Source organism: Amycolatopsis sp. NPDC043889 (genome assembly GCF_056435645.1).
Genome location: NZ_JBWKEC010000003.1, coordinates 303,677 through 318,194 on the forward strand (window position 1 = coordinate 303,677; position 14,518 = coordinate 318,194).

Annotated in this window: 17 protein-coding genes; 7 read left to right on the forward strand and 10 right to left on the reverse strand. The window is 69.0% G+C overall.

Annotated features, from left to right (window positions below):
- Position 1 precedes the first annotated feature (1 nt).
- From deoC to AC0685_RS09475, 3 genes are read right to left on the reverse strand one after another with little or no spacing between them, the layout of a single operon-like run.
- Positions 2 to 976 (reverse strand): deoxyribose-phosphate aldolase, encoded by a 975-nt coding sequence (gene deoC, locus AC0685_RS09465; RefSeq protein ID WP_478225109.1) that lies wholly within the window; start codon positions 974 to 976, stop codon positions 2 to 4.
- A gap of 19 nt (positions 977 to 995) precedes the next feature.
- Positions 996 to 2,159 (reverse strand): serine hydrolase domain-containing protein, encoded by a 1,164-nt coding sequence (locus tag AC0685_RS09470; protein ID WP_478225110.1) that lies wholly within the window; start codon positions 2,157 to 2,159, stop codon positions 996 to 998.
- Between the two features lie 22 nt (positions 2,160 to 2,181).
- Positions 2,182 to 2,790 carry a DUF1707 SHOCT-like domain-containing protein gene (locus AC0685_RS09475; protein WP_478225231.1) on the reverse strand — a complete coding sequence of 203 codons (609 nt, stop codon included), beginning with the start codon at positions 2,788 to 2,790 and terminating at the stop codon, positions 2,182 to 2,184.
- Positions 2,791 to 2,895: 105 nt separating this feature from the next.
- Here AC0685_RS09475 and AC0685_RS09480 point away from each other — a divergent pair, with 105 nt between their 5' ends.
- Genes AC0685_RS09480 through AC0685_RS09495 form a run of 4 tightly spaced genes read left to right on the forward strand, consistent with a single transcriptional unit; the run spans position 2,896 to position 5,909 of the window.
- Positions 2,896 to 3,339, forward strand: coding sequence for a protein-tyrosine phosphatase family protein (locus AC0685_RS09480; RefSeq protein WP_478225111.1), 444 nt, complete (start codon positions 2,896 to 2,898; stop codon positions 3,337 to 3,339).
- 18 nt (positions 3,340 to 3,357) lie between these two features.
- Positions 3,358 to 3,981 carry a uracil phosphoribosyltransferase gene (gene upp, locus AC0685_RS09485; RefSeq protein ID WP_037332384.1) on the forward strand — a complete coding sequence of 208 codons (624 nt, stop codon included), beginning with the start codon at positions 3,358 to 3,360 and terminating at the stop codon, positions 3,979 to 3,981.
- A gap of 54 nt (positions 3,982 to 4,035) precedes the next feature.
- Positions 4,036 to 4,629 carry an RNA polymerase sigma factor gene (locus AC0685_RS09490; protein WP_340684592.1) on the forward strand — a complete coding sequence of 198 codons (594 nt, stop codon included), beginning with the start codon at positions 4,036 to 4,038 and terminating at the stop codon, positions 4,627 to 4,629.
- Complete coding sequence (locus AC0685_RS09495; protein WP_478225112.1) at positions 4,626 to 5,909, forward strand: hypothetical protein; 1,284 nt, start codon at positions 4,626 to 4,628, stop codon at positions 5,907 to 5,909. Before AC0685_RS09490 ends, AC0685_RS09495 begins: the two co-directional genes overlap by 4 nt.
- A 149-nt stretch (positions 5,910 to 6,058) precedes the next feature.
- On the opposite strand, the gene AC0685_RS09500 is transcribed toward AC0685_RS09495, so the two are convergent.
- The gene (locus AC0685_RS09500) at positions 6,059 to 6,655 is read right to left on the reverse strand and encodes a TetR/AcrR family transcriptional regulator (protein WP_478225113.1); all 597 of its coding nucleotides are present in this window, start codon (positions 6,653 to 6,655) and stop codon (positions 6,059 to 6,061) included.
- A gap of 84 nt (positions 6,656 to 6,739) precedes the next feature.
- Here AC0685_RS09500 and AC0685_RS09505 point away from each other — a divergent pair, with 84 nt between their 5' ends.
- The 3 genes from AC0685_RS09505 to AC0685_RS09515 are packed head-to-tail and all read left to right on the forward strand — an operon-like array spanning position 6,740 to position 9,147.
- The gene (locus AC0685_RS09505; RefSeq protein ID WP_340684589.1) at positions 6,740 to 7,141 is read left to right on the forward strand and encodes a MerR family transcriptional regulator; all 402 of its coding nucleotides are present in this window, start codon (positions 6,740 to 6,742) and stop codon (positions 7,139 to 7,141) included.
- Positions 7,138 to 8,121, forward strand: coding sequence for an aldo/keto reductase (locus AC0685_RS09510; protein WP_478225114.1), 984 nt, complete (start codon positions 7,138 to 7,140; stop codon positions 8,119 to 8,121). Before AC0685_RS09505 ends, AC0685_RS09510 begins: the two co-directional genes overlap by 4 nt.
- Before the next feature lie 24 nt (positions 8,122 to 8,145).
- Positions 8,146 to 9,147 carry an aldo/keto reductase gene (locus AC0685_RS09515; RefSeq protein WP_478225115.1) on the forward strand — a complete coding sequence of 334 codons (1,002 nt, stop codon included), beginning with the start codon at positions 8,146 to 8,148 and terminating at the stop codon, positions 9,145 to 9,147.
- A gap of 48 nt (positions 9,148 to 9,195) precedes the next feature.
- Here AC0685_RS09515 and hisS read toward each other — a convergent pair whose 3' ends face one another.
- From hisS to AC0685_RS09545, 6 genes are all read right to left on the reverse strand, one after another.
- A complete protein-coding gene (hisS, locus tag AC0685_RS09520; RefSeq protein WP_478225116.1) occupies positions 9,196 to 10,482 on the reverse strand; it encodes a histidine--tRNA ligase in 1,287 nt (428 codons plus the stop codon).
- A gap of 10 nt (positions 10,483 to 10,492) precedes the next feature.
- Positions 10,493 to 10,885, reverse strand: a complete 393-nt coding sequence (locus AC0685_RS09525) for a hypothetical protein (RefSeq protein WP_478225117.1) — start codon at positions 10,883 to 10,885, stop codon at positions 10,493 to 10,495.
- A gap of 91 nt (positions 10,886 to 10,976) precedes the next feature.
- Positions 10,977 to 12,161 (reverse strand): amidohydrolase family protein, encoded by a 1,185-nt coding sequence (locus AC0685_RS09530; RefSeq protein WP_478225118.1) that lies wholly within the window; start codon positions 12,159 to 12,161, stop codon positions 10,977 to 10,979.
- Positions 12,158 to 13,291 carry an MAB_1171c family putative transporter gene (locus AC0685_RS09535; RefSeq protein ID WP_478225232.1) on the reverse strand — a complete coding sequence of 378 codons (1,134 nt, stop codon included), beginning with the start codon at positions 13,289 to 13,291 and terminating at the stop codon, positions 12,158 to 12,160. Before AC0685_RS09535 ends, AC0685_RS09530 begins: the two co-directional genes overlap by 4 nt.
- Positions 13,288 to 13,809: a hypothetical protein gene (locus AC0685_RS09540; RefSeq protein WP_016331300.1), complete on the reverse strand. Its 522-nt coding sequence runs from the start codon at positions 13,807 to 13,809 to the stop codon at positions 13,288 to 13,290. The genes AC0685_RS09535 and AC0685_RS09540 overlap by 4 nt, the downstream gene beginning before the upstream one ends.
- Complete coding sequence (locus tag AC0685_RS09545; protein WP_378444729.1) at positions 13,806 to 14,198, reverse strand: helix-turn-helix domain-containing protein; 393 nt, start codon at positions 14,196 to 14,198, stop codon at positions 13,806 to 13,808. The genes AC0685_RS09540 and AC0685_RS09545 overlap by 4 nt, the downstream gene beginning before the upstream one ends.
- Between the last annotated feature and the right edge of the window lie 320 nt (positions 14,199 to 14,518).

Here is a 14,518-nt window from a genome sequence, read left to right on the forward strand (position 1 = left end):
ATCAGTCCACCGTCACGTAGTCGGGACCGCTGTAGTGGCCGTCGGCCTGGGTGCGGCGCTGCAGCAGGAGGTCGTTGAGCAGGCTGGACGCTCCGAACCGGAACAGGTCCGGGTTCAGCCACTGCTCGCCGGCGACCTCGTGCACCGCGACCAGGTACTTGATCGCGTCCTTGGTCGTCCGGATGCCACCGGCCGGTTTGACGCCGCGCAGTTCACCGGTCTGGACGAACCAGTCGCGGACGGCCTGCAGCATCACGTGGGTGACCGGCAGCGTCGCGGCGGGTGAGACCTTGCCGGTGGAGGTCTTGATGAAGTCGCCACCCGCCAGCAGCGCGAGCCAGGACGCGCGGCGGACGTTGTCGTAGGTGGCGAGCTCACCGGTCTCGAGGATGACCTTGAGGTGAGCACTGCCACAGGCGGCCTTGATGGCCTGGATCTCCTCGAAGATCTCCAGGTAGCGGCCTTCCAGGAACGCGCCGCGATCGATCACCATGTCGATCTCGGCGGCGCCGGCGTCGACGGCGATCTTGGTGTCGGCCAGCTTGATCTCGCGGCTCGTGCGGCCTGCCGGGAAGCCGGTCGCGACACTCGCGACGTGGATGCCGGTGCCGCGAAGCGCCTCGACAGCCGTCTCGACCATGTCCGGGTACACGCAGACGGCCGCGACCTGCGGAGTGTCCGGGCGTTCCGGATCCGGCCGCATGGCCTTCGCGGCGAGCGCGCGGACCTTGCCCCGGGTGTCGGCGCCTTCGAGGGTCGTCAGGTCGACCATCGAAATGGCGGTGTCGATCGCCCAGAGCTTGGCGGCCTTCTTGATGCTGCGCGTGCCGAGTCCCGCCGCCCGCTGCTCGACGCCGACCTGGTCGACACCAGGCAGCCCGTGCAGGAACCGGCGCAGGCTCGCCTCGTCGCGAGTCGCGTCCGCCAGCGGCGACGGGGTGGCCGTCGCCGCTGACGAGCTGGTCGTAGCTGTCATACGGGTGAGTGTAAGCGGCCTACAAGCTGGGCACCGGGGCCTGGGCGACCGCCCTGGTCGAGGGCACCGCCGGGGCGCAGAACTCGGAGATCATCGGCAGCTGACGCTTGAGCGCGGCGTCCGGCGACGCGGTGATGTCCACGGTGGCCAGCGTGGAGATGTTCTTGCCGGAGTCGTCGTGGAAGCTGAGGGTGGCGAACCCCGGAAGGTCGCCGCCGTGCCCCCAGATCGAGATGTCCTCGGCACAGGCGCCCGCCGCCTTGAGATTCAGCTTCATCAGGCCGAGCCCGTACTCCATACCGCCGCCCACCGGGACGGTCTTCTTCATCTGCGTCACCAGATCGGCGGGCAGCAGGCGCCCGCCGAACAACGCCTCGAAGAACCGGTTGAGGTCCTTGCCCGAGGACACCATGCCGCCCGCGCCGAAGTAGCGCGAGTAGTTGTAGGTGGTGACGTCGGTGAGGCCGCGCGGCGCGTCGTACAGCTGCTCGTAGCCGCGGGCGGCAGGGCGGATCAGGAACGGGAAATCGCGGGGGAGCGACGTGTCTCGCAGGTGCAGCGGCCCGGTGACACGCTCCGCGAGCGCACGTTCCAGCGGCTTCCGCGTGATCTTCTCGACCAACAGGCCGAGGACGTTGTAGCCGGTGTTCGAGTACGCCCAGCTCGTGCCGGGCTTGAATTGCAGCGGCTGCTTCGACACGCTCAGACGGATCTGGTCGTCGCTGTCGAAGTGCTCGAAGCGTTCGGTGTCGACCTCCGGCCCCGTCGCCCAGGAGTCCTCGGGGGCGAGGTCACGCGGGAGCCCGCTGGTGTGTTGCAGCAGCTGGCGGACGGTGATCGGCTCCGGATACGGCAACAGCCCAGGCAGGTAACGCTGTACGGGCTCGTCGAGCCCGACGCGCTTTTCCGCCGCGAGCTGCAGGACCAGCGTCGCGACGAACACCTTCGACACACTCGCGATCCGCCAGCGGCCCGACGCGTCGGGTTTGCCCGGCCGTTCGATGTTCGCGACGCCGCTGACACCGCGGAAATCGTCTGAGACGGCGACCATGCCGGGGATGCCCGCGGCGACCGCCGCGTCCATCGCGGCTTGGCGCGGATCGGTCTTCTCGGCGGCCACCGCCGGAAACGCGGTGGCCGAAAGCAGTGCGGCACAAGCGATCGCGACGAAACTTCGGCGCATGTGGTGAACCCCCCAGTCCAGGTCAGGCTTCCAGTTCGGGTACGTCCTTCTTACGTGGCTTCCGTATGACGGTGACTCCGCCCCAGAAAGCCAGGCCGGTGATCTTCACCGTCGGCGCCGTCGGCGGCGCCGGGGGAGTCCCGGCGCGATCCTCCAGTTCGAAGGCGCCCATGAAGCCGATTCCGGTGACGTCCACGTTGATGTCGTCGGGCACGACGATGTCGATCCCGCCCATGATCGCGACCGCGGTGATCGTCGAGTGCTTCTCGGCGAACCGCGCGTGCCGCAGGTCGAGATCGGCGCCGCCCCAGAACGCGAAACTGTTGTGCTGCGGCGGGACCACCCAGCTGCCCTTGCGCGACGCGCCCGACATGACGGCGATCGAGGCGCCGGAGCCAGGATGCCCGCCGATGCGGTCGTCGGGCAGGCCGAGCGCGCGCGAGGTCGCCGGCTGGATCGCCGTGCTCGACTGGGGCAGATCCGCGGTGACCGGCTTGAGGTCGCCGACGGTCTTGGCCGCGTAGACGGTGGTGAGCCGCTCTTCCAGCTCGTTGATGGTGATGCGCCCTTCGGACATCGCCGCGTGCAGCACCTGCGCGACCTGCTCGCGATCGGCGTCGGAGATGCGCATCTGTTCGGGGCCCGGCAGGGCCGGCTCTTCACTCACCTGGAGGAGCCTAGCGCCGACGAGAGGGCCAAGCGTCCATCTTCTGGTCGACAGTGGCATCCTCCCGTGATGGGGAACTCACTACCCGGCGCCGTCGAGCTGCCGGACGGGATCAAGGTGCGCGGGCGGGGCCTGGGTCGTCCCTGGCCAGACGGGCCCTCACCGGATTTCGGACTGTATTTGGGCGGCGCGAAACTGCGCCGGAAGCACGATCACAAAATGGACTGGGAGCGGGCGTGGATCCGCTGGCCCGACTTCCTGCTACCGACGGACTGGTCGGACGCGCGGCGCCGGATCGTCGACCTGCACACCCGGGCGGCGGCGGGCGAAGGCGTCGAGGTCGCCTGTTACGGCGGAGTGGGGCGAACCGGCACGGTGCTGTCCTGTCTCGCCACCCTTTCCGGGCTGAGCGCCGGCGAGGCGGTGGCATGGGCGCGGGCCAACCACGACAAGCGTTCGGTGGAGACGCCCTGGCAGCGCCGCTGGGTCGGCTGGTTCGCGCGGCAGGCGTGACGGGCTAAATTGACCGGCATGGATGTGCACGTCGTTGATCACCCGCTGGCCAAAGCCAGGCTCTCCACCATGCGCGACGCGCGCACCGACAGCGCCGCCTTCCGCGCGGCACTGCACGAACTGACCGTCATGCTGGTCTACGAAGCCACCCGCGACATGCCCGTGCGGATCGAGCGGATCCACACGCCGGTGGCGCGCACCGACGGTTACGCGCTGGCGAGCCCGCCGCTGCTCGTACCGGTGCTGCGGGCCGGGCTCGGGATGGCGGACCAGGCGCACAAGCTGATCCCGGACGCCCAAATGGGTTTCGTCGGCCTCGCCCGCGACGAAGAGACGCTCAAACCGACGCCGTACCTCGAGTCGCTGCCCGAATCGCTCGCCGACCGGCCGGTGATGGTGCTCGACCCGATGCTCGCGACCGGCGGCTCGATGGAGTACACGATCCGGTTGCTCACCGACCGGGGCGCCACCGACGTCACCGCGATCTGCGCGCTCGCCGCGCCCGAGGGCATCGAGCACCTGGAGAAGACCGGGCTGCCGCTGCGCGTGGTGACCGCGAGCATCGACGAGCGGCTGAACGACTCCGGGTTCATCGTGCCCGGCCTCGGGGACGCGGGGGACCGGCAGTACGGGGCCGTCTGACCCGGTTCGCAACAACTCCGCCGTTGCCGGTCACTGACAGGTGTGACCAGAACAGTGACCGGAACGGTGGGGGTGCCGGTGGACTCGTGCGAACCTCCTCCCGACAGGAGCGACACGGAGCTTTGGCGGGCGGCCGCGGGCGGTGATCACCCGGCGTTCACCGAGCTGTTCGAACGGCATGTCCAGTCGGTGTGGAACCACGCCTACCGGCTCACCGGGTCGTGGGCGTCGGCCGAAGACCTGACGTCGACGACGTTTCTCACCGCCTGGCGGCGCCGGGCGGACATCACGCTCATCCGCGACAGCGCGCTGCCGTGGCTGTACACCGTCGCGGGGAACCTCGCGCGCAGCGAACACCGCAGCACCGGGCGGCGGCTCCGGCTCGTCCGGCGGTTGCCGGAGCCCCGGTCGGTATCCGACCACGCCGACACCGTCGTCGACCAGCTCGACGGCGAAGACCGCCTCCGGCAGGTGCTCGCCTTGGTCGCGAAGCTGCCGAAATCGCAGCGGCAAGCCGTCGAACTCTGCCTGCTCGGAGATCTCTCCTTCGCCGACGCCGCCGAACTGCTCGGTGTCGCCGAGGTGACCGTTCGCGCCCACATCTCGCGGGCCCGTACGCAGCTGCGGGCCGCCCTGGAGGAGAAATGACCGACGACCTCGGCCTGCCCGGCAGGCGCGAACTCCCTCCGGAAGTGCTCGACAACCTGCGGATGTCCTTGCGGGAGGGCATGGGAAAACCCGAGCGGCGGCGATGGCCGATCGCCGTCGCCGCGGCCGCCGTGGTCCTGATCCTCGCGGGAGCTCTGGTCACGACCGTGCTCATCCGGGAGCCGGACGGGCCGGGACCCGCCGTCGCGAGCGACCCTGATTTCGCTCTTGACCTGCCGAAGGCCGTCCCGGCCATGGATCGGTGCTGGGCGGCGCTCCAGACCCGCGGCAGGGCCGCCGGTTTCCCCGCCCGTGACGAATGGGTGCCGCAGTTCACCGTCGCCCCTTCCTGGACGTCCGTGACGGTCGTCGCGGTGCGCGCGGGCGGCAAGGTCTTCTTCTGTGAAACCACGTCGATCACGGTGACGGTGTCCGACCCGGACGCCGCCCCGTCCTACGCCACGGGGACCAAGGCCGCGGCACTGCTGATGAGCCGCGCCGGAACGGTCGCCGGGGTGGCCGACCCCGGCTGGGAGAAGATGGAGCTCTTCAGCCGGACCGCCGATTCGACGGCCTCGTCCGATGTGCCGATCTTCCGGAACGGGAACCTGTTCGTGGTGCTTTCGCAGTCCAAACCTTCGCGGACCACGTACTCGGTCGGGCCGTACACCGGGGAGCCGGGCGACGGCGTCACCGTCGCGCCGCACGGCCTTCGGCCCGCGCCCGAACCGGCTGTGACGGACATCGATCGCGTCCCGCCCGTGGTGCCGGACCGGGGCACACCGGCGGGGAAGTTCTTCCAGACCTGTGTGGAGGGAGCGACCGAACCGCTGTCCGACGTGGACGCGTACGAGACCGGGACACTGCTCGAAGGCGATGACGTCAAGGTGGTCGTCGCCCGGCTCGGCGACAGGTTCGTCGTCTGCCAGGGCGGGCTCGGGTATCACGACGGCACGAGCGAGTACTACCGCGTCTTCGCCGGCCCGGACGCCGATCCGCGATCAGTGGGCAAACTGTCGACCGAAACGCTCGGCGGCTCCGAGCAGGGCGGGGTCGGCAGCGCGAAGAATCCGTTCATCGGGATCGTGCCGCGGACCGCGACCACGGTGAAGCTCGATTTCGGGGCGGGCAAGAAGGTCGAGGCGGCGGTCACCGACGGGACTTTCGCGGTCTGGCGACCGGAGCTTCCCGGGGCTATGGACCCGAACGCGCAGGTGGGCGTTGTCGTCCTCGATGCCGCAGGGAAGACGCTCCATGAGGGCACCCTCGCGCTCTACTGAGTACCCGGATCGCGTTTAGCCCGCTAAACGCGATCCGGCGCACGGCCGAGCGGCGAGGTAGTGAAGGCCTCCTTCCCTACCCTGACGGTAGGCAAGGAGGCCTTCACGGCATCCCTCAGCAGGTCTGGCGGCAGGGCGCGTTTAGCGGGCTAAACGCGGCGCAGCCAGCCCGCAGCGTTCACCCGCAGCGCGGTCTCGTAAGCCGTGCTCACGGTGTACTGCTCCGGAAGGTTCCCGTTCAGCTCCAGCGACACGAGCCCGTGCACGAACCCCCAGCACGCCACCGTGACGACCTCGGGCGGCACGTCGAGGAAGACGCCGTCGGCGACGGCCTTGCGGATCGTTCCCTCCAGCGGCGCCATCGTGGCGCGAGCCTGCTCGGACGTCTCCTCCGCCGGTTCGAAACCCGGCACCGACTTCGTGAACATGATCGCGTAGAGATGCGGGTCGGCCAGCGCGCTTTCCCGGTACGCGACGCTGAGCCGCACCAGATCCTCGACCGGGTCACCGCTCAGCGTGACCCCGGACATCCGGCGGCCGAAGCGGCGGAAGCCCTCGGTGAAGAGGGCGCTGACGAGGTCCGTCTTGCCGCCGAAGAGCGAATAGACCGCGGTGGTGGACGTGCCGACGTCGGCGGCCAGTTTGCGGAGGCTCAGCGCCTTGGGGCCGTCGGCCGAGATGAGTTCACCGGCGCGGTCCAGCAGTTTCAGCCGGAGGTTCTCGTCGTGCGTCCTGGGGCGGGGCATGCGCAGAGGGTATCGCAACGCTGTTATCAATCGCTCGGATTCGGAGTTGACCTGGAGCGCACTCCAGGTCGTAGTGTCGTTCGCATGAGCTACTCGATAGCGGAAGCCGCGCGACGTAGCGGACTGTCCATCGACACTCTCCGGTACTACGAGCGCATCAAACTCGTCGAGCCCCCGGCGCGGGACGCCGCAGGCCGCCGCGCCTACAGCGACGACGACCTCGGGTGGCTGGGGTTCCTGACCAAGCTCCGCCTGACCGGCATGCCCATCAAGCGGATGCGGGAGTACGCCTCCCTGCGCCACCACGGGGCGGCGAGCGCGGGAAGGCGCAAGGCGATCCTTGTCGACCAGCGTAAATCGGTCGCCGACCGGATCGCCGAGTTGCAGACCTGCCTCGACATCCTCGACTACAAGATCGACCACTACGACCAGGTGGAGCGGAAGGTGCTCGGCACCGGAGCCACCGTGGAGGGAATTTCAGCGTGATCAGCACCAGGAGGCTCGGCGGTCTGGAGGTCGGGGCGCAGGGGCTCGGCTGCATGGGGATGAGCCAGGCCTACGGCGTCCGCGACGACGACACGGAGTCGATCGCCACCGTCCACCGCGCGCTCGAGCTGGGCGTGACCCTGATCGACACCGCGAACGTCTACGGCGCCGGAGCGAACGAAGAGCTGGTCGGCCGGGCGATCGCGGGCAAGCGGGACCAGGTGGTGCTGGCGACCAAGTTCGGCATCGTCTGGGACAAGGACGGCGGGATGTCCGCTCGCGGCGACGCGGCGTACGTCAAGCAGAGCTGCGAAGAGTCCCTTCGACGGCTGAACGTCGACCACATCGACCTCTACTACCAGCACCGGGTCGACCCGAACACGCCGGTCGAGGAGACCTGGGGCGCACTCGCGGAGCTGGTCCAGGAGGGAAAGATCCGGTTCGCCGGGATCTCCGAGGCCAGTGCCGAGACGATCCGTCGTGCGCACGCCGTCCACCCGGTGACCGCGCTGCAGAGCGAGTGGTCCCTGTGGACCCGCGGCATCGAAGGCGAGATCCTCTCGACCGTTCGCGAGCTGGGCATCGGCGTCGTGCCGTTCTCGCCGCTCGGCCGCGGTTTCCTCACCGGCAGCGTGACGTCGGTGAAGGACCTTCCGGCGGACGACCTGCGCCGCGGGCTGCCCCGGTTCGCCGAGGGCAACTTCGAGCGCAACATGGCCATCGTCGAGGCGCTGCGCGAGCTGGCCGAGCAGAAGGGCGTCACCGCGGGACAGCTCGCGCTGGCCTGGGTGCAGGCGCAGGGCGACGACGTCGTGCCGATCCCGGGCACCAAGCGCCGCGAGTACCTCGAAGAGAACGCCGTCGCCGCGGACCTGAAACTGTCCGAAGTGGACATGGAGGCCATCGAAAAGGCCGCGCCCGCCGAGGCGATCGCCGGTGAGCGTTACCCGGAGCGGCTCGCCCGCGCCGCCGGAAAGTAAACCCCAGAGAATCGCGGAGAAATCATGACGGGTTCCACCCTGCCCACCCGCGGGCTCGGCACGCTGGAAGTCGGCGCGCAGGGGCTCGGCTGCATGGGCATGAGCGAGTTCTACGGCCAAGGTGACGACACCGAATCGATCGCGACGGTCCACCGCGCGATCGAACTGGGCGTCACCCTGATCGACACCGCCGACATGTACGGCTTCGGCCGCAACGAGGAACTGGTCGGCCGCGCCCTCGCGGGCAAGCGGGATCAGGTGGTGCTGGCGACCAAGTTCGGCATCGTGCGCGACGAGGCAGACCCCTCGAAGCGCGGGATCCGAGGTGACGAATTCTATGTGCGCCAACAGGTCGAGGCTTCGCTTCGCCGGTTGAACGTCGATCACATCGACCTCTACTACCAGCACCGCGTCGATCCGAATGTGCCGATCGAAGAGACCGCGGGCGCGCTGTCCTCGCTGGTCGAGCAGGGGAAGATCCGGCACATCGGGTTGTCCGAGGCCGGCCCGGAGACGATCCGCCGGGCACACGCCGTGCATCCGGTGACGGCCGTGCAGACCGAGTGGTCGCTGTGGTCGCGCGACATCGAGAACGAGGTCGTCCCGGTCTGCCGGGAGCTCGGCATCGGACTGGTGCCGTATTCCCCGCTGGGCCGCGGTTTCCTCACCGGGCGCTTCAAGTCCAAAGAGGACTTCGCGGACGGCGACTTCCGTCAGACGACCCAGCCGCGGTTCGCTGAAGGCAACCTGGAGCGGAACCTGGCGATCGTCGAGGCGCTGCGCGCGCTGGCCGAGCAGAAGGGCGTCACCGCCGGTCAGCTGGCGCTGGCCTGGGTGCAGGCCCAAGGCGACGACGTCGTGCCGATCCCGGGCACCAAGCGTCGCAAATACCTGGAAGAGAACGTGGCGTCCGCCGGTCTGAAGCTGACCGCCGAGGACATCGCCGCCATCGAGGCGGCGGTCCCGGCCGACGCGGTCGCGGGGGAGCGCTACCCCGAAGCGGCCATGCGGATGCTGTCCCGCTGAGGCGAAAGAAGCCGGCGCCCCGGTCAGGGAGCGCCGGCTTTTTCGTTGTCAGAGCGAGGAAGTGACCGCTTCGACCACGCCGTCGACGGCCACCGTCTGCTGCTCGCGGGTCGCGAGACCGCGCACCGTCACGTTCCCGGCGTCCCAGTCTTCCTGGCCGACGATCACCACGGCCCGCGCCCCGGCCTTGTCCGCGCGGGTGAGCTCCTTGCCCAGCTTGCGGAGTTCGACGGGCGTGGACGTGCGCAGTCCGGCCTTCCGAAGCCGTCCCGCGACCTCGCGCGAGGCGTCGGTGAGTTCTTCGGTCACCGGGATCACCACGACGTCGACCTCGCTGCGCGGCTTCGGGGTGAGGCCGTGCGTGTCGAGGAAGTCGATCAGTGTGACGTCGCCCATGCCGAAGCCGATCCCGGGGATCTGCTGCGACGTGAACAGCGACGCCAGGTCGCTGTACCGGCCGCCGCCGAAGAGGGCGCGACGGTTCTCCGGAGAGGTGTCGAAGACCTCGAACACGGTCGACGTGTAGTACGCGAGCCCGCGCACGATCATCGGGTCGAACGTGATCAGGTCCGCGGCGCCGCTGTTCAGCACCTTGACCAGGTTCGAGTTCTCCTTGACCTGGTCCGGCAGCTCGTCGAGCAGGGCCACGCCGGAGGTCAGGATCTCGGTCAGCTTCTCGAACTGCTTGTCGGTCAGGCCGATCTCGCTCGCGGTGTCGCTCAGCTTCGTCCGGTCCGACTTCTCCCAGCGGTCCACCAGGGTGAACACCTGCGGCAGCTGTTCCGCGGTCACGCCGACGATGTCGGTGAGCGCCGAAGAGAGCAGGTTCCGGTCGTTGGCCCGCACCTGGAACATGTCCGGGGTCGCGCCGAGCGCGCTCATCATGTCGTGGACGAGCTCGAAGATCTCGATCTCGCAGTTCGCGCTGTCCGAACCGAAGATGTCCGCGTTGATCTGCCAGTGCTCACGGACCCGTCCACGCTGCGGCCGTTCGTAGCGGTGGCAGTTCGGGTGGCTGTACCAGCGCACCGGGAACTGCAGCGACTTCGCGTTGCCCGCGATCATCCTGGCGACCGACGGCGTCATCTCCGGGCGCAGCGCCAGCCGCTCGCCGCCCTTGGTGGTCAGCGTGTACAGCTGCTGGTCCGCGATCTCCTGCCCGGATTTCCGCTCGTAGATCTCGGCGGGTTCGAGGATCGGCCCGTCGTAGCGGAGGAAACCGCGCAGTTCGAGCACGTCGTAGAGATGGCCGAACACCTGCGTCCGGACGGACATCTCGGCGGGCAGGAAGTCGCGGGTCCCCTTGGCGGGGGCTGTCGGCAGGTATTCAGGCACGTCAACCAGCTTAACCAGCGAAGGCCACGCCGTACGCGGTGGTCAGGATCGCCGCCCCGAGCAGCACCGCCCCGGCGCTGGTGACCCGCCCGCCGAGCTTGCCCTTGCCCGGTGCCAGGTGCAGGAAGAAGCCGCCGGACTGGGCGAGCACGCCGAACAGCAGCAGGAAGCAGACGATCCACAGCGCGGCGGCCGGGAGCCCGGTCTGCCCGAGGATCTGCAGCGCGACCAACGCGAGAACCAGCAGGACACCGGCGTGCGCGTGGCCGGCGCGGAACATCCCGCGCTGGTGTTCGGTCAGCTTCTTCTCGCGCAGGACACCCATCAGCGCGTAACCGCCGTACATCACCGTCGGCAGCGATACGAGCGCGATGACGGTGAAGAGCCTGATCGGGCCTTCCATGGTGGTTCCTTTCGCGGCGGGTGGGGAGCGACGACAACAATAACACCGTTTTAAAACAGTGTCACCAAAGATGGCGTCCCACTTTCGGGAGTCAGGCTCGGACGCCCCGCGAAAGGACCAGGCGAACGTTCCGGAGCGCGGAAAGATCGGCGAGCGGATCGCCGTCGACCACCAGGACGTCGGCGCTCAGACCGGGGGCGAGCCGCCCGGTGACGTCGCCGAGGCCGAGCCCGGCGGCGGAGTCCTCGGTCGCGATCTCGAGGATCCGGCGCCTGCCGAAACCCAGCCATTCGTAGAGTTCGAGGGCGCCGACGGGATCGTCGAAGACCGAACCGGGCAGCCCGGCGTCCGTCCCCGACAGCAGCGGGACACCCAGCTCCTCCAGCCAGGACAGCCGTCCGTAGACGGTCTTCGCGAGCTCCTCGCCCATGCGCTCGGCCAGCATCCGCCAGTTGCGGCTGCTCGTCGAACACGCCGCGATACCCTCGGCCGCCATGCGCTTGGCGACGCCTTCGCGCCTGTCCTGACGCTGGGGCCCGGTCATCCAGGTGCAATGCTCGATCGTGCGGACGCCCGCCTCGACCGACGCCTCGATCGCGTCGGAGCCATGGGCGTGCGCCGCGACCGGGAGCCCGTGGCGCGCCGCGTGCTCGACGATCAGGCGCAGCGCCTTGACGTCGAACTGGGACTCCCACATGTCCGCGCCGCCCTCGGTGATCTGGCCGCCGCTGGCCATCACCTTGATCACGTCCGCGCCGGCGGCCGCGTTGGCGTCGATCAGTGCCCGGATCGCGTCGTCGTCCGCGACCTCGCCGCCGAAGAAATGGCAGTGTCCTTTGAGGACGGTCAGGGGTGACCCCGCGGTCAGCAGGCGCGGAGCGGCGGCGCCTTCGGCGTCGAGTTCCGCGCGGACCCGTGCGCCCAGCGCGTCGCGATCGCCGAGATCCCGCACCGTCGTGACGCCGCTGCGCAGCAGCTGTCCCAAGCGTTCCTTGGCGCCTGCGCGCAGCGCTTCGTCTTCGCTCGCCAGGAAGTTCGGCAACATCTCGCGGGAGGCGTCGAACGCCAGGTGCACGTGGGCGTTGAACAGGCCGGGCAGCAGCGTCGCTTCGGGGAAGCCGAGCCTTTCGGCGTCCGGCGACGCCTGAGCCACGACCTCGGCGCGAGGGCCCGCCGCGAGAATCCGGCCGCCCTCCACGAGCACGGCGCCGTCCTCGACCGGTGTGCTCGGACGCGGCAGGACGCGGCCGGCCGTCAGCAGCAGTTGTGCGGTCATGCTTCGCTCCTGGAGACGGCGGCGGACAGGGCGAGCAGGGGGCGCACGTCGGATTCGATGTCGGAGGCGCCGCCCGGGAGCACGAGCTTCGCCCGCCCGTCGGTCTCCTCGCCCGCGGTCTGCCTGGCGATCGCCATCTTCAGCGCTTCCGCCGCCGCCCGCGGGTCGTCGGTGGCGAGCGCGGTGAGGTCGGTTTCCAGATAGGGGCTCAGCTGTACGAGCCCGTCCCGGATCTCGATCACGCGGCGGTAGTACCGGCGGTGGACCGTGCGCGGGCGCCACCGCTCCCACCTGCCCTGCGGCGTGGTCCGGAGCACGATGTTCGGGTAGATCCCGGCCAGTGCGGTCCACAACGGGGTGAGCTCGTCGTGGTGGCGCCGGTGCTGGCGGCGGCGCCGCAGCGCGGCGAACCGCGCGCGGACGCCGGGATAGGTGATCCCGGCGAGGAAGAGCGCGATCCCGAGGATCACCAGCGGGACGGCGACGGTGAGCAGAAGCCGGACCGACGGTCCGAACGCCCATGCGATCACGATGTAGAGCGCGCGGAACACACTGCCGGCGGAAAGGCAGATCAGCCCGGCGGCGCTGAGTTTCAGCCCGGTCTTCAGATGGCGGTCCGCGGTGCGGATGTAGCGGAAGATCCACCAAGCGCACGCGGCGAGGCCGTAGATCAGGTAGATCCCGGCGCCGAGGTAGAACAGCGCCACCCCGGGCACGTGCACGAGCTTCGGGCTCAGCGCGAGCCCGCGTACCTCCGGCGGGGTGAGGGCCATCGCGACCAGCATGAGCGCGATCGCGCCGGACAGCGGGACGAGCTCGAACAGGACGCGCCGTGGCCTGCGCGGGCCCAGCGCGGAGCCGAGGAAAACGATCAACAGCGCGCACACCCCGATGGCGAGCATGATGTTGTTGACCAGGCGCCCCGTGCCCTTGCCGGTCAGGCCGTCGAGCCAGCCGGAGATGACCTTCTGCTGGGCGAGGAAGGATCCGGCGACGCAGACGATCGTGATGGTGATCGCCCAGTTCGGCAGCAGCCGGGGCGCCCGGTACGTCTGGTAGATCCGCCAGGCGAGCGCGGTCGCGAACAGCACCATCGCCGCGACGTTGAGAGGGGAGAACAGCGAGTTCACAGCCACCCTTGATGGTCGCCCAGCGCGCCTTGGACACGGCGGACGTCATCGTCGTCGGCGCGACGGGGAATCGTGTAGTTCAAGACCGACGCCCATTCGAGGATGATGGTCGCCACGGTCTCGGCTTCCCATTCGTGCGCCTCATCGTAGGAGGTGCGGCGTAAAGCGCGGTGTACCGCGTCGCCGTCGAGCCCGGGCGCGGGGCCGCGCAGGAAGTCGGCGGGTTCGGCGTCGCCGCCGGGATGGTGATCGGCGAGCATATGCCCGAGTTCGTGCAGGATGATGTGATCCTGGTGGGACTTCGTGGTCTCTTGCTGGAAGAAGATGTAGTCCGCCGAACCGGTGGCGATCCAGCAGCCGAACGGACCGGGTACCTCGAGCGGATACGGCATCAGCCGGATCGGCCTGCCACGCTGTTCGCCGAGCCGCTCGCAGAGCACGCCGACGTCGAGCGGTGGCTCGATGTCGAGCTTGTTCAGCATCTTGCGGCAGCGTTTGCGGAGCTCCCGTTCCTTCATCGGCTTTCGTCCGGCTGGTCGCGCTCGGCCCGTTCGTATCGCTCGACGAGCTCCAGCAGGTCCATGACCTGGCGACGGCCTTGCGGGGAAAGCTCCTGCGCGCGCATGGCCATGAGCTTCGCCTCTCCGACGGGCTGCGGTTCCTGGTCTTCGAAGAAGTAGGTGATCGGAACCCCGAACAGCTTCGCCAGCGCCTCGACGTAGTGGATCTTCGGGTTGACGCGCTTGCCCGTGGCGAGCTGCTGGAGGTACGCGGGCGACATGGTGGGCCCGCCGGCGCGATCGATCGCCGCGGACAGCTCGCGATAGCTGTGCGGGGCGCCTTCGTTCGCGCGTGCCGAATCGATCAGCGCGCTCAGTTTCTGGGCGAAGGTCTGGTACGGCGACATGACCCCCCATCCGTTCACTGGTCCCGTTCCGTAGTGGAAGTGTAACGCGATACAGCCTGTCCGCAGCTGTTGACAGCTCCTGTATGCAGTGGTTTACAGTTGTCAAGCGGTTTCGTGCCGTGTCCGGTCTCTCACTCCGGAATCCGTGCCCTGGGGGTGTACGGACGCCGGAGTGAGAGCCGTTTTTCCCGGTGGGTGCACAAGATCGTGCCGGATGTAGTACGCTGAGGCAGCCAAGGTTGATCGCCGTCACGGCGAACCCTTGGTCTCGGCCTGTTGCCGGAGGTCGACCCCCAGGGCTTCCGGTGACAGGCCCCTTT